Here is a 21,457-nt window from a genome sequence, read left to right as displayed (position 1 = left end):
TGACCTTTCCTACCGAAGTCGACAGTGGAATTCACTGCGTGGAAGCAGTTCATCCCGCGTTATCCGACTTCCAACGTTGGGAAGGTCAAGCGATTTTTGGTTTATTGCAAAGGGGATGCCGCGTCGTCGCTATCTGGTGCGATCCCCTGAACGGCTATTTCTGCAGCACCTCGACGAACTTCGCCAGCCACTGCGGATGCGCCGGCCAGGCCGGGGCGGTGACCAGATTGCCGTCGACGTGCGCCTGATCGATGCCGATCTCCGCATAATGGCCGCCGCCCAGCCGCACTTCCGGCGCGCAGGCCGGGTAGGCGCTGCAGGTGCGGCCTTGCAACACCCCGGCCGCCGCCAGCAGCTGCGGGCCGTGGCAAACGGCGGCGATCGGTTTTTTCGCCGCGTCAAACGCCTGCACCAGCGCGATCACGTCGGGATTCAGGCGCAGGTATTCCGGCGCCCGGCCGCCGGGGATCAAGAGCGCATCGTAGTGCTCTTCTTTGGCGGTGGCGAAGTCGGCGTTCAGGGTGAAACGGTGGCCGGGTTTCTCGCTGTAGGTTTGCGCGCCGTCAAAATCGTGGATCGCGGTCATGATGTAGTCGCCGACGGCTTTGCCGGGGCACACGGCGTCCACCCAATGGCCGATCATCTGCAACGCCTGAAACGGCACCATGGTTTCGTAATCTTCGGCATAGTCACCGACCAGCATCAGGATCTTTTTCTTGCTCATGATCACAACTCCTGCGGGATGGGGATTGCCTAAGGTATAGCCCAGCGGCCCTGGGAATGCGAACCGCAAAGCGCCTATCTATACTCGTGATACTGCGGCGCTTTTCTCGCCGCTCAACCCCAGGGAGGATCCCCGATGCTGAATCTGGCTACCTTGCTTGAAGAGAGTGCGTGCACCTGGCCGGAACGGCCGGCGGTGATACAGGACGATGTACCGCTCAGCTATCGGGCGCTGAACGACATGGCCAACCGGGTGGCGAATTTGTTGGCTGCGCGCGGCGTGCGGCGCGGTGAACGGGTGGCGCTGGCCTGCCCGAACCGGCCGGAGTTTCCGGCTGTCTATTACGGCATTCTCAAAAGCGGCGCGGTGGTGGTGCCGCTCAATATTCTGCTTAAAAGCGCAGAGTTCGACTATTACTTGGCGGATTCGGCGGCGGTGGCGCTGTTTTGTTTCGAGGGCAGCAGCGGCCTGCCGCTGGGGGAGGAAGCGCTGCAGGCGGCGGCAAAGGCGGAGCAGTGCCGTGAGGTGTTTATCATCGGCGATCGGTTGCCGCTCGAGGGGGAGCGTTTCAGCGCGGCAATAGCCGAACAGGCTACCGAATTCGCTTCGGCCGCGACGCTCGAAAGCGACACCGCGGTGGTGCTGTATACCAGCGGCACCACCGGCCGCGCCAAAGGGGCGGAGTTGACTCACGCCAATCTGGTGCTCAACGCCTTGGGATCGGTGCGGCTGTTCGACGGTTCGGAGACGGCCCCCGATCGTCACCTGGTGACCTTGCCGCTGTTTCATACTTTTGGTTCGACGGTGCAGATGAACGCCGGGTTCGCTTCCGCCGCCACTCTGGTGCTGGTCGAACGCTTCGACGCCGCGCAGGCCATCGCGCTGATGCAGCGGCACGGCATTACCTTTTTCGCCGGGGTGCCGACCATGTATTGGGCGCTGTTGAATGCGCTGGATGAACACACGGATATCGAAAGCTTGCGCAGCACGCTGCGTATGGCGGTGTCCGGCGGCGCCAGCCTGCCGGTGCAGATCCTGGAGGATTTTTCGCGCCGCTTCGGCGTCAACATTCTCGAAGGATACGGGCTGTCTGAGACCAGCCCGGTCGCCACCTTTAACCATCCTCACCGCGTGACCAAGCCCGGCTCCATCGGCCAGCCGATCTGGGGTGTGGAGGTGCGCCTGCTCGACGCCACCGGGCAGCCGGTCGACGCTGTCGATCAGGTGGGGGAGATCGCGGTGCGCGGCTACAACATCATGAAAGGCTATCTGAATCGCCCCGAGGCGACGGCGGAGGTGCTGGAAAACGGCTGGTTCCGCACCGGCGATCTGGCGCGCCGCGACGCCGACGGCTTCTATTTCATCGTCGATCGGGCCAAGGACATGATCATTCGCGGCGGGTTCAACGTCTACCCGCGCGAGATTGAAGAGGCGCTGATTCGCCACCCGGCGGTGTCGTTGGTGGCGGTGATCGGCGTCGAACATCCGTCGCTGGGCGAAGAGATCAAAGCGGTGGTGGTGTTGAAAGAGACGGAGGAGCCGATCGAGGAAGAAACGCTGATCGCCTGGAGCCGGGAACGGCTGGCGGCGTACAAGTATCCGCGCATCGTCGAGTTCGTCGAGCGTTTGCCGATGACCAGTACCGGTAAGGTGTTGAAGCGCTGTTTGCGCTGAGGAAAATCCGGCCTGCCGGGGCAGGCCGGGATACGGGCATCAACCTGGGTAGATGCCGCGCTCTTTACGTGCGGTCAGGATGCGCTCACAGGCCACGATGTAAGCGGCGGTGCGCAGGCTGCACTCTTTCTCTGCGGCCTTGTTCCAGACGTGGACCATGGCGTCGGTCATGATCTTGTCCATACGCTCGTTGATCTCGGACTCGCTCCAGAAGTAGCTCGCCATGTCCTGCACCCACTCGAAGTAACTGACCGTTACGCCGCCGGCGTTACAGATAACGTCCGGAACCACGGTGATGTTACGGGAACGCAGAATGTCGTCCGCCTCTGGGAAGGTCGGGCCGTTAGCGCCTTCCAGCACCAGTTTGGCGCTGAGGATTTCGGCGCGCTGGCGGGTGATTTGGCCTTCCAGCGCCGCAGGGATCAGGATGTCCATGTCGACCGACCAGAACGCTTCGCTTTCGATCTCGCTGGCGCCAGGGAAGCCGGCGATCTGCTTGTGCTTGGCCTGGTATTCGGTCAGCGCGGCCAGGTCGATGCCGTCGGCGTTAAACAGGGTGGCGGAGTGGTCCTGGATGGTGACGACGCGCGCGCCGACGCCAACGAACAGGCGAGCCGCTTCGCTGCCCACGTTACCGAAGCCTTGCACCGCCACTTTGGCGCCTTCGATCTGCACGCCCAGACGCTTGGCCACTTCGCTGCCGGTGACGAACACGCCGCGGCCGGTCGCTTTCTCACGGCCCAGGGAGCCGCCGAGGTGGATTGGCTTGCCGGTGACCACGCCGGTGATGGTGGTGCCGTGGTTCATGGAGTAGGTGTCCATCATCCAGGCCATCACTTTGGCGTTGGTGCCGACGTCCGGCGCAGGGATGTCTTTCTGTGGCCCGATGATGAAGCCGATTTCGCTGGTATAGCGGCGGGTCAGTCGCTCCAGTTCGCCTTCAGACAGTTTGAACGGGTCGACGCGGATGCCGCCCTTGGCGCCGCCGTACGGCAGGTTGACCGCGGCACACTTGATGGTCATCCAGGCGGACAGGGCCATCACTTCGTTCAGATCGACGTCAGGGTGGAAGCGGATACCGCCTTTGCCCGGCCCACGCGACAGGTTGTGCTGTACGCGGAAACCTTCGAAGTGACGGATGGTGCCATCGTCCATCTGCAGCGGGATATCGACAATCAAAGCGCGCTTAGGGTGACGCAGCGTATCAACCCAGCGTGACAGCTCGCCGAGGTAAGGGGCGACGCGATCGATTTGTTGCAGATATGTAGCCCAAGCGGTGGTGCTGCTGTCTGAAGCGTAGGATAGCTTTTCCATAACCAACCTTTATATATTAGAGGTATTTATTTCGTTTAACCGTGGATTAGCAAGCGCATAACACTTTGCGACGCTAAATTTACCACTAATTATGCCGGTTGTTAGCCCCCCGCTCATCGGGCCAGCGGGCGGTTTTTCGCCGCCTGCAGGGCGATAAATGAATAGTTAATTACTTTTTGTCGGCAGTGAGCGAGCACATGCATAATTTATGCATGTAAAGCGCATAAAAACCCTTTTTATCTATTTTTCAGAAGCTTGAATGTGATCAAAAAGTTTCATTTTATTTAACAGCCATGTTGACAATGGCGTTTCCCCTCGGCAGCGTTAAAATCCTGTTAAAACGCCGTCTGCCGCCGTGTTTTACCTGGCAAAGAGGAGCATGATTCGAGGCTGTTTTAATGTGTTGCGGCAGAAGAGTGGGCTGAAAAGCTTATTCACCAGAAACGGACGGGTGACCGATCCCCGGCAAGGACAATAAAGGCGCTTGCGGCGCAGCCGTCGGTGAAGGAGACGCCAACGCCATCCACTCGGCAAGCGGCGGCAACTGCGGTATGCTAAGCGGCTGAACCGCAAACCAAACCGGGCTATACGGAGACCCCCCAGCGTGCCGAACTCTTCTTCTCAACTCGAACTTTTGCGCTCGGTCGCCGACGGCATCGCGGCGCTGTTTTTTCCGAATGCGGAAGTGGTGATCCACGATCTAGCCACCAACAAGATTGCCTATCTGGCCAACAACCTGTCGAAGCGCAAACCGGGCGATGACGCCGGGCTGGAGGACTTCGAGCTCGATGGCGGCGCCGGCGTGACCGGCCCCTATGAGAAGCTGAACTGGGACGGCAAAAAGATGCGTTCCGTGAGCATCGCCGCGCGCGACGAGCAGGGCAAGCCCAGCTATCTGCTGTGCATCAACCTGAGCACCGCGATGTTCGAGGACGCCCGCAACGCGCTGGACATGTTCCTGTCGGTCACGCGGCTGCAGCCACAGCCCCAACAGCTGTTCAAAGACGACTGGCAGGAGAAGATCAACACCTTCCTGCACGACTGGCTGCGGCGCGAAAACGCCGCGCTCGGCGCGCTGAGCCGCGAACAGAAACGGCGGCTGGTCAGCGATCTCTATCATCAGGGGGCGTTCAAGGCCAAAAGCGCCGCGGACTACATCGCCAACGTGCTGTCGATGGGGCGCGCCACGGTGTACAAGCACTTGCGAGAATTGAAGCAGGAGTAAAGGCGGCGGGAAAGGTGGAAAATGGGCGGCGCTGGCCGCCCATTTTGGTTACCAGCGGTAGTTGACTGAAGCGATGATGCTGCGGCCGCTGCCATAGAAACAGGCGTACTCGCCGCTGCAGGATGAAACGTATTTCTTGTCCGTCAGGTTCTGCACGTTGAGCTGGAGAGCCGCACCGCGCAGCGCCGACGAGGCCTGGCCAAGGTCATATTTCACCATGGCGTCGTACAGCGTGTAGTGCGGCACATCGTACTGGCCGATGGCGTCGGCCGGCGCATCGCCGATGTAACGCACGCCGCTGCCGACGGTCAGGCCGTTCAGCGCGCCGCTCAGGAAGCTGTAGCTGCCCCAGGCGGAAGCCGCGTGACGCGGGATGCCCGCCGGGCTGTGGCCGATTTCGTCCGCCGAGTTGGAGTCTTTGGTCACCACGTCGGTGTAGGTATAGGCGGCGGTCAGCTTGATCTCCGGCGTCGGCTGGGCATGTACTTCCGCCTCAATCCCTTTGGATTTCACCTCGCCGATCTGCTCGTAGGCGGAGGTGAGACGGTTGTAAGACGCCACATTACGCTGGGTAATGTCGAACCAGGAGAGGGTCAGCAGGGTGTTGCCGCCCGGGATCTGGTACTTCACGCCCACCTCGGTTTGTTTGCCGGTGGTCGGCTTGAGCGGATCGGCGCCCGGCGCGCTCGGATACAGGTTAGGATCGAACGAAGTGCTGTAGCTGACATACGGCGAAATGCCGTTGTCGAAGGCGTAAAGCAGGCCCGCACGGCCGGTGAACTGGGCGTCGTTGTAGGTCTGCTCCTTACCGCCGCTGGTGCGATCGCGGGTGTTGACCTGCGACCAGTCCTGACGGCCGGACAGCAGCAGGTTCCAGTTATTCCACTCCAGCTGGTCCTGCAGATACACCCCGACCTGATTCAGCGTCTTCAAGTCGCTGGAAGCCAGCGCCAGCGTGCTGCCATCGATGCTGGGGCGAACCGGGTTTGCCCAGTCGATCGGGTAGTCGTTGCCGCGATCGCGATACATCTTCGAATCGATATGGCTGTAGCGGTAATCCAACCCGCCCAGCACCGTGTGCTTCACCTCGCCGGTGTCGAACAGCCCCTTCAGCTGGTTATCCACGCCAAACTCGTTGGTCATCTGCGTTTCATGCTGCGCCATGCGGGTGACGGTGTGGTCGTTGACCTTCGAGTTTATGTTATAAACCAGATATTTATAGTCTTCATCACGGTGGGTGAAGCGCAGGTTCTGGGTAAACGACAGCGCATCGCTGAAGTTATGCTCGAGGCTGTAGCCGATCGACGCCTGCTCGCGCCGCGACTTGTTGAAGCTGGGTTCGCTGACGTTGAAGTCGTAGGGCACATAGCCCGCGCTGGTCGAGAACAGCGTGCCGGCGCGCGGCAGGAAGTTGCGCGACCCGGCTTTCGGATCGTTCTGGTAGCTGGTCAGCAGCGTAAAGCTGGTGTCTTCGTTCGGCAGCCAGGTGAAGGCCGGCGCGATGGCCACCCGTTGCTGCTTGCTGTCTTTGACAAACTCATGCTCGGTTCTGGCGATACCGTTCAGGCGATAGAACAGGGTGTTGTCGTCGTTGAGCTTGCCGCCGAAATCGAACGCCGTTTCCGCCAGATGGCGGTTGCCGGTGCTGAATTTGACTTCGTGAATGCTCTGGGCGGTAGGGCGCTTGCTGGTCATCACCACCACGCCGCCGGGGCTGACCTGGCCGTACAGCACGCCGGCCGGGCCGTGCACCATCTCCACGCGCTCCAGCAGCCAGGGATCGATCTGCCCGGCGCCGCCGTTTTGGCTCGAGAGGCCAAAGTGCAGGCCGTCGAGCAGCTTGGGCGCATAGCGGAAGCCGCGGCTGATCACTTCGTCATTGCGGTTGGAGTTACCGCGGTAGGTGGTGATCACTCCGCTGGTGTAGTTCAGCGCGTCGGCGACCGACGCCGGTTCCTGGTCGTTCATTTGCTCGCGCGTGACCACTGAGATGGACTGCGGCGTTTTGCGCAGAGCGGCGGCGGTCTTGGTGCCGGCGGCGCTCTCTTTGGCGACGATCCCTTTGACCGGCGCGGTCACGCTGTTTTGCGCGTCGGCGGTCACCAAAATCGTCTCATCCGCCGCGGCGGACGCGTGTGGCGCGAAGGGCAGTAAGGCCAGCGCCGAGCCCAGCAACAACCGCTTGGCGGCCGTCGCCTCCGCATTAGAATTGTTTATCCCTTTGTTTTTAATCTTCATTCTCTCTCCTGCATACCTGCGTTGTGTGTCATGCAACCCTGATAAACCCCGAAATATCGGCGAGCGGTCTTTACCCGTCGATGCGGAAACGCCGTGTGCGCACGACGGTAAAAATCCGACAAATAGTATTGAAAACGATAATGAGTATCAATACGATTGTCAGGTTTTGTAAAAATCACTCATGTTATGTAAGGGGCGCTATGGAGTTTTTGCCGGAAAAGAGGCCAGACAACAGTCATGAGGGATTGGCGGCGCAGTGGCTGCGTGAAGAGGCGGCGGGGCAGCCCGAGTGGTGGCAGAAGGTGGCCTCTCACGGCACGCCCATCGTCGAGCCGCACGATGACCGCCACGTCAAAATGACCTGGCTATGGCGCGATCCTGCCGGCGATGAACGGCGCTCGCCGATTCGCCGCGTTTATGCCGATATCAACGGCATAACCGATCACCACAGCACGTCCCCCAGCAGCCTGACCAGGCTGCCCGGCACCGACGTTTGGTACGGCGCGGCCGTTATCGATCGCCGCTGGCGCGGCAGCTACAGCCTGATCCCCGTCACAGACCGGGATCTTCCTCCCGTCTTCAGCGACGACGAAACGCTGCGCGATCGCCAGCAGCGCGCCTGGTGGATTTCGCTGTTTCCACTGGCGATCGCCGATCCGTTGAATCGCCTCTCGCTGGGGCCGTCTCATCGCCCGCGCCCGGTTTCCCTGGCCCAGGGGCCGGATGCCGACGACCAAAGCGCCTGGCAGGCCGCCGATCGGCCGCTGGACGAGGCGCGGCTACAGCGTTTTCAGTGGCACAGCGAACGGCTCGGCACGCAGCGGCGCGTCTGGCTGTATGCCAGCGGCGACGCGGCGGTGAAAGCGAATCGCCCGCTGGTGTTATTGCTCGACGGCCAAAACTGGATCGAAAGGCACGCGCTGCTGCCGGTGATCGAGAACGAAACCGCAACAGGGCGGCTGCCGCCCGCATGCTGGCTGCTGATCGATGCGATCGACGGCGAACACCGGGAAAACGAGCTGCCCTGCAACGCCGCCTTCTGGCAGGCAATCATCGATGAGCTGTTGCCGCAGGCGCAGAAGCGCGAAGCGTTCAGCGAGGAAGGGGCGCGCACCGTCGTCGCCGGCCAGAGCTACGGCGGGCTGGCGGCGTTATATGCCGGCCTGCATTGGCCGGCGCGCTTCGGCCACGTGCTGAGCCAGTCCGGCTCCTTCTGGTGGCCTACGGTGCAATTCGTTACCCAGTTCGAAAAACGCCACGAACTGGAGGAAGGCTGGCTGATACGCCAGGTTCGGCAACGCGACGCGGCGGCGCCAGCGCTCAACGTGATCCAACAGGCCGGCGATCGGGAGGCGGATATCGAATTCGTCAATCGCCAGATGCACGAGGCGCTGACGGCGGCGGGGCACCGCGCCGACTACCGCGTGTTTTCCGGCGGACATGACGCGCTCTGCTGGCGCGGCGGCCTGGTGGACGGCGTACGCCAGCTGCTTTCCGGGATGGAATAACCCACACATTTTGACAGACAGGTAATGAAAATGACTCAGGAACAACAAAACCCGTTCGATGACGAAAGCCTCCGTTTCTCCGTTTTGGTCAACGCGCAGCAGCAGTATTCGCTGTGGCCGCAGTTTGCCGACGCGCCGCAGGGGTGGCGCGTGCTGATGGGGCCGGCGTCGCGCGGCGAATGCATCGACTACATCGAAACGCACTGGCAGGACATGCGGCCGGCGGCCTTGAAAGCGGCGGATGCGGCGCGTTAAGCGCCAGACAGCCACATCGATACATTCCGTTTGAGGAAAAGGACAGACACCATGTCAGAAACGCTTTCTTTGCCGGATACTCAGGTCGAGTATCGGGATTATCCGCTGGTTGCGGCGCAACCGGGGATCTGGATCGCCGACCAAATCGCGCTGCGGCGCAACGGCTTCGCGGTGGCGCACTACACCGAACTGCACGGCGCTATCGACCGCTCGGCGCTGGAGCGCGCGATCCGTCAGGGGCTGGCCGAAGCGGATACGGTTCAGGCGCAGTTCTTTGAGGCGCAGGACGGCCAGCCGGTGCAGCGTTTGCCGCTGAACGCCGATCCTGCGCGCGTGCAGGCGCCGGAGTGGTTCGATTTCAGCGCGCGGCCGGACGCCGAACAGGCGGCGCTGGCGCTGATGAACGACGATCTGGCGCAGGATCTGCCGGCGGACGGCGAGCGGCCGCTCTATCGCCATGCGGTGATCCGCGTCAGCGTCGATCGCTGGTTCTGGTATCAGCGCTTTCATCATTTGACCCTGGACGGCTTCAGCTTCGAAGCCATCACCCGTCGGATCGCCGATATTTATCGCGCGCTGCGCCACGGGCTGGCGCCGGCGGCCTCGCCGTTTACCCCGTTCGGCAAGGTGGTGGAAGAGTTTCAGCAATGGCAAACCTCGCCCGCACGTGAGCGGGCGGCCGAATTCTGGCGCCAGCATCTGCGCGATTTGCCGTCGCCGCTGTCATTATCGACGGAGAGTCGGGAGGTTGAGGCGGGCGCCCGGCCGCTCAAACAGGCGCTGGTGCTGCCTGAATCGCTGTTTGACGAAGCGCTGCGCGATGGCGCGCTGCAGTCGCTGCAGCCGGCAGATATCGTCACGGCGGCGCTGGCGCTGTACCTGGCGCGCATGAGCGGCGAAACCCGCTTCTCAATCGGTTTTCCTTTCATGCGCCGGATGGGATCGCAGGCGCTGGCGGCGGTCGGCCCGGTGGTCAACGTGCTGCCGCTGCTGCTGAACGTGACGCCGGAGATGTCGCTGGCGGATGTCTGCCTGGCCACCGTGGCGCAGATCAAGCAGGCGCGCCGCCATCAACGCTATGAGGCGGAGCAGATCAAGCGCGATCTCGGCCTGGTCGGCGGCCATCAGGAACTGTACGGGCCGGTGGTCAACGTCAAGGTCTACCACAGCGCCTTGTCGTTCGACGGTCAGGCGGCCACCACCCATACGCTGGCGATGGGGCCGGTCGACGACCTGGAGTTCGAGATCGGTTTTCGAAGCGGCGTATTGACGCTGTCTTTGGTCGCCAACCCGGCCAAATACTCACCGCGCACCTTGCAGCACCACGCGGAGCGCATCGGCCATTGGCTGCAGCAGTTGGCGCGGCAGCCGCACCAGCCGAACGGTCAACTGGCGTTGATCGGCGAGGGGGAACTCAGACAACTCGCGGCCTGGGGGCGCGGCGCTGAGCTGACGCCGCCGGCGGGCATGGTTTCGATCATGGATGCGTTCCAGCGCCAGGTTGAGCGTCAGCCCGAGGCGTTGGCGGTGTCCTGCGGCGACGTGCGCCTCAGCTACCGGCAGCTCTCCGAACGGGTGATGCAGCTGGGGCGAGTGCTGATCGAAAGCGGCATCGGCGCCGAAGACGTGGTCGCCATCGGCATTCCACGCTCGGTGGACACGCTGGTCGCGCTGTTCGGCGTGCTGGCCAGCGGCGCGGCCTATATGCCGCTCGATCTGGACTATCCGCGTGAGCGCCTGGCGCTGATGTGCGACGACGCGCGGCCGGTGATGTTGCTGACCCACAGTGACACGCGGGCCAACATGCCGGATCTGCCGCAGGTATTGTGCCTGGACGACGCCCCGTGCCTGGCGCGCTGCGCGGCCGCCGCGGCCACGCCGATAACGGACGACGAACGGCGTGTGCCGCTGAACGAGGCGCATCTCGCCTACATGATTTACACCTCCGGTTCGACCGGCAAACCCAAGGGCGTGATGTCCACGCACCGCGGGCTGCTGAACCTGTTCCTGTCGCACCAGGCTTCTCTGTTCGGCCCGGCGATCGAAAAATTCGAGGCCCGCCACACGCGCCGCTTGCGCGCCGGCCATACCGCCTCGTTCTCTTTCGATTCCTCCTGGGAACCGCTGTTCTGCATGATGATGGGCAGCGAACTGGTTATCTTCGATGAGGAGCTGCGCCGCGACCCCTGGGCGCTGTTGGAACAGACCCAGCAGACGCCGATCGATCTGCTGGACATCACGCCGTCGTTCTTCTCGCAACTGGTGGACTGCGGTCTGCTGAAAGGGCAGTTCCCGCTGCCGTCGTTCGTGATGATCGGCGGCGAGGCGGCGACGCCGACGCTGTGGAACCTGATGCAGCAGCATCCGGAGGTGGAGATCCACAACTATTACGGCCCGTCCGAATACACCGTCGATACCCTCGGCGCGCCGGTCACGGCCGCAGACCAACCGGTGATCGGCCGTCCCCTCGCCAATACCTCAGTCTGGCTGCTCGACAGCCGCCTGCAGCCGGTGCCGATCGGCGCGGCGGGCGAGCTGTACATTTCCGGCAAGGGCATCGCGCGCGGTTACCTGCGGCGCCCGGATCTGACGGCGGCGCGCTTTGTCGCCAACCCGTTCGCCGAAGGCGAGGTGATGTACCGCAGCGGCGACCTGATGCGCTGGAGCGCGGAGGGCCAGCTGGTATTCATTGGCCGGACCGATCACCAAATCAAGGTGCGCGGCTTCCGCGTCGAGCTGGGTGAGGTGGAAAGCGCCTTGGCCGCCTTGCCGGACGTGGGGCGGGCGGTGGTGATCGCCGAACCGATCGGCGCCACCTATCGCCTGATTGGCTACTGCTCGGTGCAGGATGACGCGCGTCGCGCCTCGCCGGCGCTGCAAAGCGAGCTGCTGGGGCAGTTGGCGCAGCGTCTGCCGGATTATATGGTGCCGGCGATCCTGGTGGTAATGCCGGAGCTGCCGCTGAACGTCAACGGCAAGATTGACCGCCAGGCGCTGCCCAAACCGCAGGAAACGCTGGCGCAAAGCATTCGCGAACCGGCCACCGAGCAGGAGAGGCTGATTTGCCGCGCGATGGCCCAACTGTTGGGAATGGAGCGCGTCGGCGCAGACGACGATTTCTTCGCGCTCGGCGGCGACAGCATCTCGGCGATGGGGCTGGGCACCGCCCTGCGGCGCAAAGGCTATCTGCTGCGGCCGCGCGAGATCTTCGCGCTGCACACCCCCGCGCGCATGGCGCAGGCGATGCAGCCGCTGGCCGTTGGCTCTCAGACCGCACGCAGCGTGCGACAAGGCCCGATCGACGGGCTGCCGATCCTGCACTGGTTCGCCGAGACGGGCGATATGCATCGCCGCTTCGCGCACGGCGTTTTCCTGCGCGTGCCCGCCGAGCTGCAACCGGAACAGCTGCGTTATGCGTTGGCACAGCTGCGCGCGGCGCACCCGGCGCTGAGCGCCAGGATCCGCGACGGCCAGTTGGTGGTCGAGGAAGCCGCTACCGCTGAGTTCATGCAGGTTCAGGCCGTATCCGGCGAACTGGAGCTAGCGGCGGAACAGGCGTTTGATGCCGCACTCGAGCAGCTCGATCCGGCGGCCGGCGCCATGATGCAGGCGATCCTGTTGCAGCGTGACGGGCAGAGCCTGGGGCTAGTGCTGGCGATCCACCACCTGGTGGTGGACGGCGTTTCCTGGCGCATTCTGCTCGACGAGCTGCGGCAAGTGGCCGACAGCGCCATGCAGGGGCAGCCGATCACGCTGCCGCCGGAGGAAACCTCGCTCTATGAATGGTCCGCGCGTTTAAGGGCCGACGTCGAACGCCGCGAAGCCGAGCTGCCGTTCTGGCGGCAGATGCTGGCGGACGGCGTGCCGCGTTTGGGGCGGCGCGCGCTGGAACCGCAGACCGATCGCATCGCCTCGGTGAGCGAACGGCGCACGCTGCTCGACAGCCGGCTGACCGCCGCGCTGCTCGGCACATTGCCGCAGGGGTATCGCGCCCAGGTTGAAGAGATCATGCTGTGCGCGCTGGCTCAGGCCTGCCGCCGCCGTTTCCAGGCCGCTTCGCTGCGTTTCTCTCTGGAGTCGCACGGCCGCGCCGAACTGGACGACGGCCTCGATCTGGCCCGCACCGTCGGCTGGCTGACGGCGGAGTACCCGCTGCGCATCGAACTGCATGACGCCGAGCATAATGAGGCGGTGCGCGCGGTGAAACGGGCGACGCGCGCGGTGGCCGATCGCGGCGTCGGCTATGGCCAGCTGCGTTATCTGCATCCGCAGCGTGACGATCTGGCGGCGCTGGCGCAGCGCAACGCCCCGGAGATTTTATTCAACTACCTTGGGCGTTTCAGCCAGGATGAGGCGCACTGGACGCCGCAGCGCAGCCAGACCCGCTTCCGCGACGCCTTCGCCGTGGCGCAGGATGCGCAGCAGGCGCTGTCTTACGGGCTGGAAGTGAATATCTTTGTCGAGGAGCGGCGCGACGGCGCCTGCCTGGCGATTAACTGGAGCTGGCTGGAGGGAATTTTCAGCGAGAGCGACATTGCGCAGCTGCACAGCGGCATCGAGCACGCCGTGCGTTCACTGTGCGAGTTTGCCGAACGGCATCCCGAACGCGCGGCGGCGACGTTGGTGGCGGCCGAAATCGCCCAGCCGGGCGTCGATGATGAAGCGGTGCGCGCCTGGGAGCGGGAGTGCGGGCCGTTAGCCGCGGCGCTGCCGCTGTTGCCGCTGCAACACGGCCTGCTGTTCCATGCGCAGACAGCGCAGCAGGGCGGCAGCTACAACTCGCTGACGCGCCTGAGCCTCTGCGGCGAACTGGACGCGCATCAACTTCAGCAGGCGCTGAATGCGGTGATCCGCCGCCATCCGCAGCTGGCCGCCCGATTCAACCGCGAGGGCGAGCCGCTGCAGCTGATCCCGCAGGAAAGCCATTGGCCGCTGGACAGCCACGCGCTGCCGCCGCTGGCCGAAGAACAGGAGGTGCAGGCACTGCACCGGCTGGAGCAGCAGGAACTGCAGCGCGATCTGTTCAACCAGCCGGGCGCGATGCTGCATGCATTGTTGGTCAAACACGGGGATAGCGAACGCTACACGCTGTTCCTTAACGCGCATCACCTGATCGTCGACGGCTGGTCGACGCCGGTGGTGCTCAACGATCTGATTCTGGCCCTGCGTGAAGGCGAGCAGGCGTTGCCGCCGCTGCGTTCGAACTATGCCGATATCGTGCGCCGCCTGACCGCGCGGGATGCCGAAGCTTCGCGCCGCCTCTGGCGCCAGACGCTGCAGGACGTGCGGCCGACGTTGCTGTTCGGTGAGGCGCAGGACGATCGCGTACACGAGCTGGAGATGACGCTGCCGCCGGCCGAGGAAAGGCGCTTGCTGACCCTGTGTCGCGAACGCGGGTTGACGCTCAATACCGTGATGCAGGGCATTTGGGCATTGCAGTTGGCCAGCTGTTGCGGCCAGCAGGACGTGGTGTTCGGCTCGCCGGTTTCCGGCCGCTTTGGCCAGATAGAAGGGGTCGAGGAACACGTTGGCCTGTTCAGCAACACGCTGCCGGTGCGGGTGCGTCTGCAGCACGATCGTTCGCTGACGGAACAGCTGACTGAGCTGCAGCACCGGCAAATTGAACTGCTGGAGCACGACGATTTGGGGTTGGGGGAAATTCAGCACCTGGCCGGGGCGGGCACGCTGTTCGATACGCTGTTGGTGGTGGAGAACTACCCGGACAACGACGCTCTGCTGGGCGGCGCAGGGTCGCTGCGCTGCGACGCCATCCGCAACAAAGGCTATACCCACTATCCGCTGACGCTGCTGGTGCTGCCGGGCGAGCGTCTGCGCCTGCTGATGGAGTACCGCGCCTCGGTGCCGCAGCCTGAGCGCTTCGCCGCGCGGCTGATGGCGCTGTTGCAGCAGTGGATCGCCCAGCCGGATTTGCCGCTGCCGCGCTGGCAGTTGCAAACGCCGCAGGAGCAGGCGCTGATCGCGGCGGTCAACCGCACCGGGCAGGCGGTGGCGGACACCACCTTGCATCAGGCGATCGCCGATCAAGCGCGGCGCACGCCGGATCGCATCGCGCTGCAGGATGCCGGGCACAGCCTCAGCTACCGTGACATGCAGCGCCAGGCCGCGCTGCTGGCCGAGCGGCTGACGGCGGCCGGCATTCAGCCGGGGGATATCGTCGCGGTGGCGTTGCCGCGTTCCGTGCGCCTCAGCCTGGCGCTGACGGCGATTGTGCAGACCGGCGCCGCCTGGCTGCCGCTGGACACCGGCTACCCGGACGAGCGGCTGGCCTACATGGTGGAGGACGCCAAGCCGCGGCTGATTATCACCGAGAGCGCGTTGGATGCCCGCTTTGCCGCGCTGGCGCCGACGCTGCTGTTCGATGCGCTGGACGACAGCGGGCGCGAACCGGCAGCGCGCCTGCCGGCGGGGAACGGCGATTATCCCGCCTACGTGCTGTATACCTCCGGCTCTACCGGGCGGCCGAAAGGCGTGGTGGTGAACCACCGGGCGATCGTCAACCGCCTGTTCTGGATGCAGCACGAGTATGCGCTCGATGCGCAGGACGTGGTATTGCAGAAAACGCCGTGCAGCTTCGACGTTTCCGTCTGGGAATTCTTCTGGCCGCTGATGGTCGGCGCGCGCCTGGTGATGGCGCCGCCGGAGGCGCACCGCGATCCGCAGGCGCTGACGACGTTGATCGACGACTATGGCGTGACCACGCTGCATTTCGTTCCGTCCATGTTGGCTATCTGGGTGGAGGCGCTGAACGAGCGGGCGCCACAGCGCGCCGCCGCCAGCCTGAAACGCGTGTTCTGCAGCGGTGAGGCGCTGTCGTGTGAACTGGCTTCCCGCTATCAGGCGTTGGTTACCGCGCCGCTGCACAACCTGTATGGCCCGACGGAGGCGGCGGTCGATGTCACCTACCAACCGGCGTCCGGCGCGGCATTGGCGGCGGTGAGCGGCGCCGGCGTGCCGATCGGCAAACCGGTCTGGAACACCCAGTTGAGCATTCTCGACGCGATGTTGCGGCCGGTGCCCGTCGGCTGCGCCGGCGATCTTTACCTGCGCGGCATTCAGCTGGCCGATGGCTATCTGCATCGGCCGGGGCTGACGGCGCAGCGGTTTGTCGCCGATCCCGCCGGCAACGGCGCGCGCATGTATCGCACCGGCGATATCGCCCGCTGGCTGGAAGACGGCAGCGTCGAGTATTTGGGGCGCAGCGACGATCAGCTGAAGATCCGCGGCCAGCGCATCGAGCTGGGGGAAATCGAGCAGGCGCTGCTGGCGCAGCCGGGGGTAGCGCAAGCGGCGGTGCACGCCATCGAACTGGGCGAGGGCGCGACGGGGCTTGGCGGCGCCGATATGCGCCAACTGGTCGCCTGGCTGATCGCCCAACCGGGCGTGACGCTGGATACCGGCGTGCTGCATCAGGCGCTGGAGCAGCGTTTGCCGGCGCACATGATGCCGGTCAGCTATGTCATGACCGACAGCTTCCCGCTCAGCGCCAGCGGCAAGCTGGATCGCAAGGCGTTGCCGCGGCCGCAGCTGAGCCACCAAAGTGGCCGCATGCCGCAGAGCGACAGCGAACGCCTGCTGGCGGCGCTGTTCGGGGAACTGTTGGGGCGCGAGACGGTGTATGCCGACGACGACTTCTTCGCGCTGGGCGGCCATTCGCTGCTGGCGATGCGTCTGGCGGCGGAGCTGCGTCGCCGCGTGCCTCGGCCATTGAGCGTCGGGCAGATCATGTTCGCCCGCAGCCTGGAGAAGATGGCGCACCTGCTCGATGACGCGCAGGCGGCCAACTCGGCCGAGAGCCGCGGCGTCGGCGAATGCCTGCAGCCGCAGGGGCCTTACTACCTGCTGGGCTATTCGCTCGGCGGCACGCTGGCGCACTCGATGGCCGCGCGCCTGCAGCAGCAGGGCGAAGAGGTGGCGTTCCTCGGCATGCTGGATACCTATCCGCCGGAAGGCCAGGATTGGACCGGCCCCAGCGAGGAGGACGCGCAGAAAGAGGTGGCGCAGGAGCAGGCCGAGTTTATGGCGGAAGATCATGGCGATCCGGCGCTGATGGCGGAGAAGGCGGCAATGTTCGATAGCATCGTCGCCAACTACCGCGACGCGGTGCGCATTCTGTCCCAGGCGCGCAGCCGGCGTTTCCACGGCACGGCGACGCTGTTTGTGGCCGACCAGACGCTGCCGCCGGAGATGGATATCGACGCCGTGTGGGCGCCGTATCTGGATGGGCTGATCTGCCATCACCAGCGCTGCGAACACGCGGACATTCTGTCGCCGACTTCGCTGGAGACGCTCGGGCCGCTGTTGCATTCGTTGCTGACGCGGCAATACGGGTTGGTATAACGCAACCGGGCCGGGGGGCGTGCGTCCCGGCCCGTACTAAAACATGATATGCAGGACACTATGGCCAGACCTTCTTTTTTTCTTGATTTCAGTTTGCTGAGAAGCAATGCGCATTTCCGCGCGATTTTCTGCGCCCGCATGCTGTCGGTGTTTTCCCTCGGCATGTTGGCGGTGGGGGTGCCGATTCAGATCCAGGCGATGACTGGCTCCACGTTGCAGGTGGGCGTGGCGGTGGCGCTGGACGGGGTGGGCATGTTTATCGGCCTGATGCTGGGCGGCGTGCTCGCCGATCGCTACGATCGCCGTAAGCTGATCCTGTTTGCGCGCGGCACCTGCGGGCTGGGCTTTGTCGCCCTGAGTCTGAACGCCTTCGCCCCGGCGCCTTCGCTGTGGGCGCTCTACCTGCTGGCGGCCTGGGACGGCTTCTTCGGGGCGCTGGGCATGACGGCGCTGATGGCGGTGATCCCGCTGCTGGTCGGGCGCGAAAACCTGGCGGCGGCGGGGGCCTTGAGCATGGTAACGGTGCGCATCGGCGCGATCCTGGCGCCGGCGCTGGGCGGGATCATCATCGTGTTCGGCGGCGTGGGGCTGGCGTTCGCCGTGGCCGCCGCCGGGACGCTGGGCACCCTTGTCCCACTGGTGCGCCTGCCGACGCTGTTGCCGCAGCAGCAGGAGCCGGAACACCCGCTGCGCGCGCTCGCCAGCGGCTTCCAGTTTGTCTGGCGCAATAAGGTGGTGGGGTCGGTGGTGCTGCTGGGAATGCTGATGAGCATCGTCGGCGCCGTCCGGGTGCTGTTCCCGGCGCTGGCGCAGGACGCTTACCACGTCGGCGCGTCCTCAATTGGCCTGATGTATTCCGCGGTGCCGCTCGGTGCGATGCTGGGCGCGCTGACCAGCGGCTGGGTGGGGCGTTTCTCTCGGCCCGGCGTGCTGATCCTGGTCGCCGCCATCGTCGCGTTTACCGCTATCGCTTCGCTGGGGCTGTTCAGCCACCTGGCGCCGGCGCTGCTGGCGCTGGTGTGCTACGGCTACGCCAACGCCATCGCTTCACTCCTGCAGTTCATGCTGATCCAGAGCAATACGCCGGATCATCTGCTGGGGCGGGTGAACAGCCTCGGCACCGCGCAGGACGTAACCGGCGATTCGATCGGCGCGCTGGGGCTCGGCGTACTGGGCAGGATCTTTACCCCGTTGATGAGCGTGCTGTCGTTTGGCGCATTCGCCGCTGTGCTCGGCGTGCTGGTGGCCTTCAGCGTGCGCACGCTGCGCCAGTGCCGGCCGGCGGACGCGTTGGTCGAGCACGATGAGCCCGCGCCGGCAACCTCCGCGGCAGCGGACAACTAACCCCTCACGGCACCGGCTGTTCCGGCCGGTGCTGCTCCCCCCAGTTGCACATCATGTCGATCACCGGGATCAGCGAACGCCCGCGTTCGGACAGGCTGTACTCCACCTTGGGCGGGATCTGCGGATACTCCTTTCTCACCACCAACCGATCTCTTTCCAGCTCTTTCAGCGTCGAACTCAGCGTTTTGTAGGAAATGGTGCCGATGCAGCGCTGCAGCTCGTTGAACCGCAATACCGGCTTATACAACGCCAGCCAGTAGAGAATAATCATTTTATATTTGCCGTTAATCACCGACAGCGTATAGCCATAGCCGGTGTCTTCAAGGCTGATGCCCGTTGGGCTGCAGTGGGATTCGGCGGTCATTGAGTGCTTTCTCCAGGGTAAGTATGTGTCGTGAGTGTGCGTATTTTACATTGTTCCAGCATAACCTATGATGCGCCGGTAGACACTTGACTGGAGAAATCGATATGAAAACCCTGGTGGTGGTGACCCATCCCGATATGGCGAACTCGGTGGTCAATAAACGCTGGCTGGAGGAGCTGCGGCGCTATCCGGAGCGGTATACCGTGCACGAACTGCATCAGGCCTACCCGGACTGGCAGATCGACGTCGCCCAAGAGCAGCGGCTGATCGAAGCCCATGACAACATCGTGCTTCAGTTCCCGATTTTCTGGTTCAGCAGCCCGCCGCTGCTGAAAAAATGGCTGGACGACGTGCTCACCTACGGCTGGGCCTACGGTTCGCGCAGCGGCTACAAGATGCAAAACAAGAAGCTGGCGTTGGCGGTCACGGCGGGGGTGCGCGCAGAGGATTATGCGCGCGACGGGCGCTATCGTTATTCGCTGGAGGAAATCTTCCGGCCGTTTGAAGTCACCGCCGGTTACGTCCGGGCCGACTATGCCTCGTTCTTCGCCTTTTACGGCAGGGAGGCCGCTTCGGACGGCACGGTGGAGCCGCTGCAATCTCACGAATTGGATCGCAGCGCACAGGGCTACCAGGCATTTCTCGCCGCCCTGAATTAACGGCACGCCCCGGATGCGCCAGGGCGTGCGCATCCGGCTACTCGATGTGAACGCCGAAACCGTCTTGCCCTGGCGCGAGATGCGCTTTCAAAGTCAGCTGCGGGATCAGATAGTCACCGGCGTTCTGCCGCCGGAAGCGGATTGGCTCGGCGTTCCACAGATTATCCAGCCGCTGCCCGAGCTGCTCGCACAGGGCGGCAAAGCGTGCCTCATCGGTTTTGCCGGCACGGTAGGTGACGAACGGCGGCAGCACCTCGAAGCCTGGGTAGTGCAGCATGCCGTGCTGGATCGGGAACAGGATATCGTCGATCGGCCCGTTGATGCCGCGCGGGGCGTAATGGGACTCCCAGCCGCCGGCGGTGACGATCAGCATCGCCCGTTTGCCCGCTAGCGTCCCCTCGCCGTAACGGTCGCCCCAATGGGTATCGGAATGCTTACCCACGCCGTAGGCAAAACCGTAAGCATAGACACGCTCCACCCAGCCTTTTAGGATCGCCGGCATCGAGAACCACCACAGAGGAAACTGCAGCAGCACCGCGTCCGCCCAACGCAATTTTTGCTGTTCCCGTTCGATATCAGCGCTCTGCATGCCGTTGGCGAACGCGCGCTGCGAATCCAGCGAAGGATCGAAACGAGCAGTTGCCGGGCCTTCCAGACTGTCGTCAGCGTCGAGCGCCGCTTTCCACTTCATGGCGTACAGGTCGGACACTTGTACCTGATGGCCGGCCTGCGTCAGGCGTTCAACGGCGAAATTTTTCAGTGAACCGGTCAGCGACAGCGGCTCCGGGTGGGCGTAAACAATCAGCACATTCATAACAGCTCTCCTTGGTGTGAGAGCTGCAGGTTAGGGTGTTAGTCGGTATATTAGAAATGAATTACCGTTATCCCAGGTATAACTATGAATAATTTAAGGCGACTGGATCTCAACCTGCTGGTGACGCTCGACGCGCTGCTGGCGGAGCACAACGTCACACGCGCGGCACAGCGGCTCAATTTCTCCCAGCCGGCGGTCAGCGTGCATCTCGCCAAACTGCGGGCGATCTTTGACGATCCGCTGCTGTTGCCCGGCCCGCGCGGCATGCGCCCGACCGCCAGAGCGGAACAGCTGCGGGAACCGTTACGTCAGGCATTAGCGGCGCTCGAGTTGGCAGTAACGCCGGCGACGCCGTTCGATCCCGCCGTGGCGACCGATACCTGGCGCGTGGCCGCCTTTGACTACGGTGAATCCACCATCGTGCTGCCGGCGCTGAACGGTTTGCGCACGGCGGCGCCCGGCACCCGGCTGGCGGTGCTGGAGATCGCCCCGGCGCGCCTCGCCAAACGGATGGAGCAAGGGGAGGTCGACCTGGCGTTTCATACCCGAGAAGGGGCGCCATCCGGCCTGCGGCAGCGCACGCTGTTTAGCGAACGCTATGTGCTGGTGGGCAGAATCGGCCATCCCAAACTGCATGCCAGGCTGACGCCGGTGCAATTTTGCCAATTGGAGCAGGTGATGGTCTCGCCGGACGGCGGCGGGTTCTATGGCATGACCGACCGGGCGTTGGCAGACGTGGGGCTGACGCGGCGCGTGGTGCTTTCCGTGCCGCATTTTCTGTTCGTTCTCTCGGTGCTGACGCAGTCCGATTTGGTGGCGATGCTACCGGAGCGGCTGGTGCGCAACCAGCCTTTATTGCAACGGCTTGAGCCGCCGCTGGCGGTGCCGGGCTTTGAAATGACCATGCTGTGGCACGAACGATCGCACCGCGATCCCGCTCACCGGTGGCTGCGCGAACATATCGTGCGTTCAGTGTGAGT

Annotated in this window: 13 protein-coding genes; 8 read left to right on the top strand and 5 right to left on the bottom strand. The window is 63.9% G+C overall.

What is annotated here, in order from left to right; all coding sequences use genetic code 11:
- Window positions 1-154 precede the first annotated feature (154 nt).
- Window positions 155-724 (bottom strand): DJ-1/PfpI family protein, encoded by a 570-nt coding sequence (locus tag ACJ8IN_RS06185; RefSeq protein ID WP_033634573.1) that lies wholly within the window; start codon window positions 722-724, stop codon window positions 155-157.
- A 135-nt stretch (window positions 725-859) separates the two neighbouring features.
- Between ACJ8IN_RS06185 and ACJ8IN_RS06180 the strand changes: the two genes are divergently transcribed.
- Window positions 860-2,398, top strand: a complete 1,539-nt coding sequence (locus ACJ8IN_RS06180; RefSeq protein WP_308325729.1) for a long-chain-fatty-acid--CoA ligase — start codon at window positions 860-862, stop codon at window positions 2,396-2,398.
- Between the two features lie 39 nt (window positions 2,399-2,437).
- On the opposite strand, the gene ACJ8IN_RS06175 is transcribed toward ACJ8IN_RS06180, so the two are convergent.
- The gene (locus ACJ8IN_RS06175) at window positions 2,438-3,712 is read right to left on the bottom strand and encodes a Glu/Leu/Phe/Val family dehydrogenase (protein ID WP_033634571.1); all 1,275 of its coding nucleotides are present in this window, start codon (window positions 3,710-3,712) and stop codon (window positions 2,438-2,440) included.
- Between the two features lie 604 nt (window positions 3,713-4,316).
- Here ACJ8IN_RS06175 and ACJ8IN_RS06170 point away from each other — a divergent pair.
- Window positions 4,317-4,937, top strand: a complete 621-nt coding sequence (locus ACJ8IN_RS06170; RefSeq protein WP_033648347.1) for a helix-turn-helix transcriptional regulator — start codon at window positions 4,317-4,319, stop codon at window positions 4,935-4,937.
- Window positions 4,938-4,985: 48 nt separating this feature from the next.
- Here the strand turns inward: ACJ8IN_RS06170 and ACJ8IN_RS06165 are convergent, their stop codons facing one another.
- Window positions 4,986-7,175: a TonB-dependent siderophore receptor gene (locus tag ACJ8IN_RS06165; RefSeq protein WP_442519488.1), complete on the bottom strand. Its 2,190-nt coding sequence runs from the start codon at window positions 7,173-7,175 to the stop codon at window positions 4,986-4,988.
- Window positions 7,176-7,375: 200 nt separating this feature from the next.
- On the opposite strand from ACJ8IN_RS06165, the gene fes reads away from it, so the two are divergent.
- The 4 genes from fes to entS are packed head-to-tail and all read left to right on the top strand — an operon-like array spanning window position 7,376 to window position 18,640.
- Complete coding sequence (gene fes / locus ACJ8IN_RS06160) at window positions 7,376-8,683, top strand: enterochelin esterase (RefSeq protein ID WP_225369026.1); 1,308 nt, start codon at window positions 7,376-7,378, stop codon at window positions 8,681-8,683.
- Window positions 8,684-8,713: 30 nt separating this feature from the next.
- Window positions 8,714-8,938, top strand: coding sequence for an MbtH family protein (locus tag ACJ8IN_RS06155; RefSeq protein ID WP_033648496.1), 225 nt, complete (start codon window positions 8,714-8,716; stop codon window positions 8,936-8,938).
- A gap of 51 nt (window positions 8,939-8,989) precedes the next feature.
- Window positions 8,990-17,296 (top strand): amino acid adenylation domain-containing protein, encoded by an 8,307-nt coding sequence (locus ACJ8IN_RS06150; RefSeq protein WP_442519487.1) that lies wholly within the window; start codon window positions 8,990-8,992, stop codon window positions 17,294-17,296.
- Window positions 17,297-17,356: 60 nt separating this feature from the next.
- Entirely contained in the window at window positions 17,357-18,640 is a 1,284-nt protein-coding gene (gene entS, locus ACJ8IN_RS06145) for an enterobactin transporter EntS (protein ID WP_049212173.1), read from the top strand.
- A 4-nt stretch (window positions 18,641-18,644) separates the two neighbouring features.
- Here entS and ACJ8IN_RS06140 read toward each other — a convergent pair whose 3' ends face one another.
- Window positions 18,645-19,004 carry a winged helix-turn-helix transcriptional regulator gene (locus ACJ8IN_RS06140; RefSeq protein ID WP_049196948.1) on the bottom strand — a complete coding sequence of 120 codons (360 nt, stop codon included), beginning with the start codon at window positions 19,002-19,004 and terminating at the stop codon, window positions 18,645-18,647.
- Between the two features lie 104 nt (window positions 19,005-19,108).
- Between ACJ8IN_RS06140 and ACJ8IN_RS06135 the strand changes: the two genes are divergently transcribed.
- A complete protein-coding gene (locus ACJ8IN_RS06135; protein WP_033634565.1) occupies window positions 19,109-19,663 on the top strand; it encodes an NAD(P)H-dependent oxidoreductase in 555 nt (184 codons plus the stop codon).
- Window positions 19,664-19,700: 37 nt separating this feature from the next.
- Here ACJ8IN_RS06135 and ACJ8IN_RS06130 read toward each other — a convergent pair whose 3' ends face one another.
- Complete coding sequence (locus ACJ8IN_RS06130) at window positions 19,701-20,477, bottom strand: NAD(P)H-dependent oxidoreductase (RefSeq protein ID WP_308325728.1); 777 nt, start codon at window positions 20,475-20,477, stop codon at window positions 19,701-19,703.
- An 84-nt stretch (window positions 20,478-20,561) separates the two neighbouring features.
- Between ACJ8IN_RS06130 and ACJ8IN_RS06125 the strand changes: the two genes are divergently transcribed.
- The gene (locus ACJ8IN_RS06125; RefSeq protein ID WP_047567439.1) at window positions 20,562-21,455 is read left to right on the top strand and encodes a LysR family transcriptional regulator; all 894 of its coding nucleotides are present in this window, start codon (window positions 20,562-20,564) and stop codon (window positions 21,453-21,455) included.
- The last annotated feature ends 2 nt before the right edge of the window (window positions 21,456-21,457 follow it).

The sequence above is a fragment of the Serratia sp. CY31944 genome (genome assembly GCF_052169175.1).
Taxonomy (GTDB): domain Bacteria; phylum Pseudomonadota; class Gammaproteobacteria; order Enterobacterales; family Enterobacteriaceae; genus Serratia; species Serratia sarumanii.
The sequence above is the reverse complement of the archived record's forward strand: the minus strand, read 5'-3'. Positions and strand labels throughout refer to the sequence as shown.

Coding starts and splice junctions, on each gene's coding strand:
- ACJ8IN_RS06130 (WP_308325728.1), bottom strand. CDS start 20,477: ATGAATGTGCTGATTGTTTACGCCCACCCGGAGCCGCTGTCGCTGACC.
- ACJ8IN_RS06140 (WP_049196948.1), bottom strand. CDS start 19,004: ATGACCGCCGAATCCCACTGCAGCCCAACGGGCATCAGCCTTGAAGAC.
- ACJ8IN_RS06150 (WP_442519487.1), top strand. CDS start 8,990: ATGTCAGAAACGCTTTCTTTGCCGGATACTCAGGTCGAGTATCGGGAT.
- ACJ8IN_RS06125 (WP_047567439.1), top strand. CDS start 20,562: ATGAATAATTTAAGGCGACTGGATCTCAACCTGCTGGTGACGCTCGAC.
- ACJ8IN_RS06135 (WP_033634565.1), top strand. CDS start 19,109: ATGAAAACCCTGGTGGTGGTGACCCATCCCGATATGGCGAACTCGGTG.
- ACJ8IN_RS06175 (WP_033634571.1), bottom strand. CDS start 3,712: ATGGAAAAGCTATCCTACGCTTCAGACAGCAGCACCACCGCTTGGGCT.
- ACJ8IN_RS06185 (WP_033634573.1), bottom strand. CDS start 724: ATGAGCAAGAAAAAGATCCTGATGCTGGTCGGTGACTATGCCGAAGAT.
- ACJ8IN_RS06165 (WP_442519488.1), bottom strand. CDS start 7,175: ATGAAGATTAAAAACAAAGGGATAAACAATTCTAATGCGGAGGCGACG.
- entS (WP_049212173.1), top strand. CDS start 17,357: ATGGCCAGACCTTCTTTTTTTCTTGATTTCAGTTTGCTGAGAAGCAAT.
- ACJ8IN_RS06155 (WP_033648496.1), top strand. CDS start 8,714: ATGACTCAGGAACAACAAAACCCGTTCGATGACGAAAGCCTCCGTTTC.
- ACJ8IN_RS06180 (WP_308325729.1), top strand. CDS start 860: ATGCTGAATCTGGCTACCTTGCTTGAAGAGAGTGCGTGCACCTGGCCG.
- fes (WP_225369026.1), top strand. CDS start 7,376: ATGGAGTTTTTGCCGGAAAAGAGGCCAGACAACAGTCATGAGGGATTG.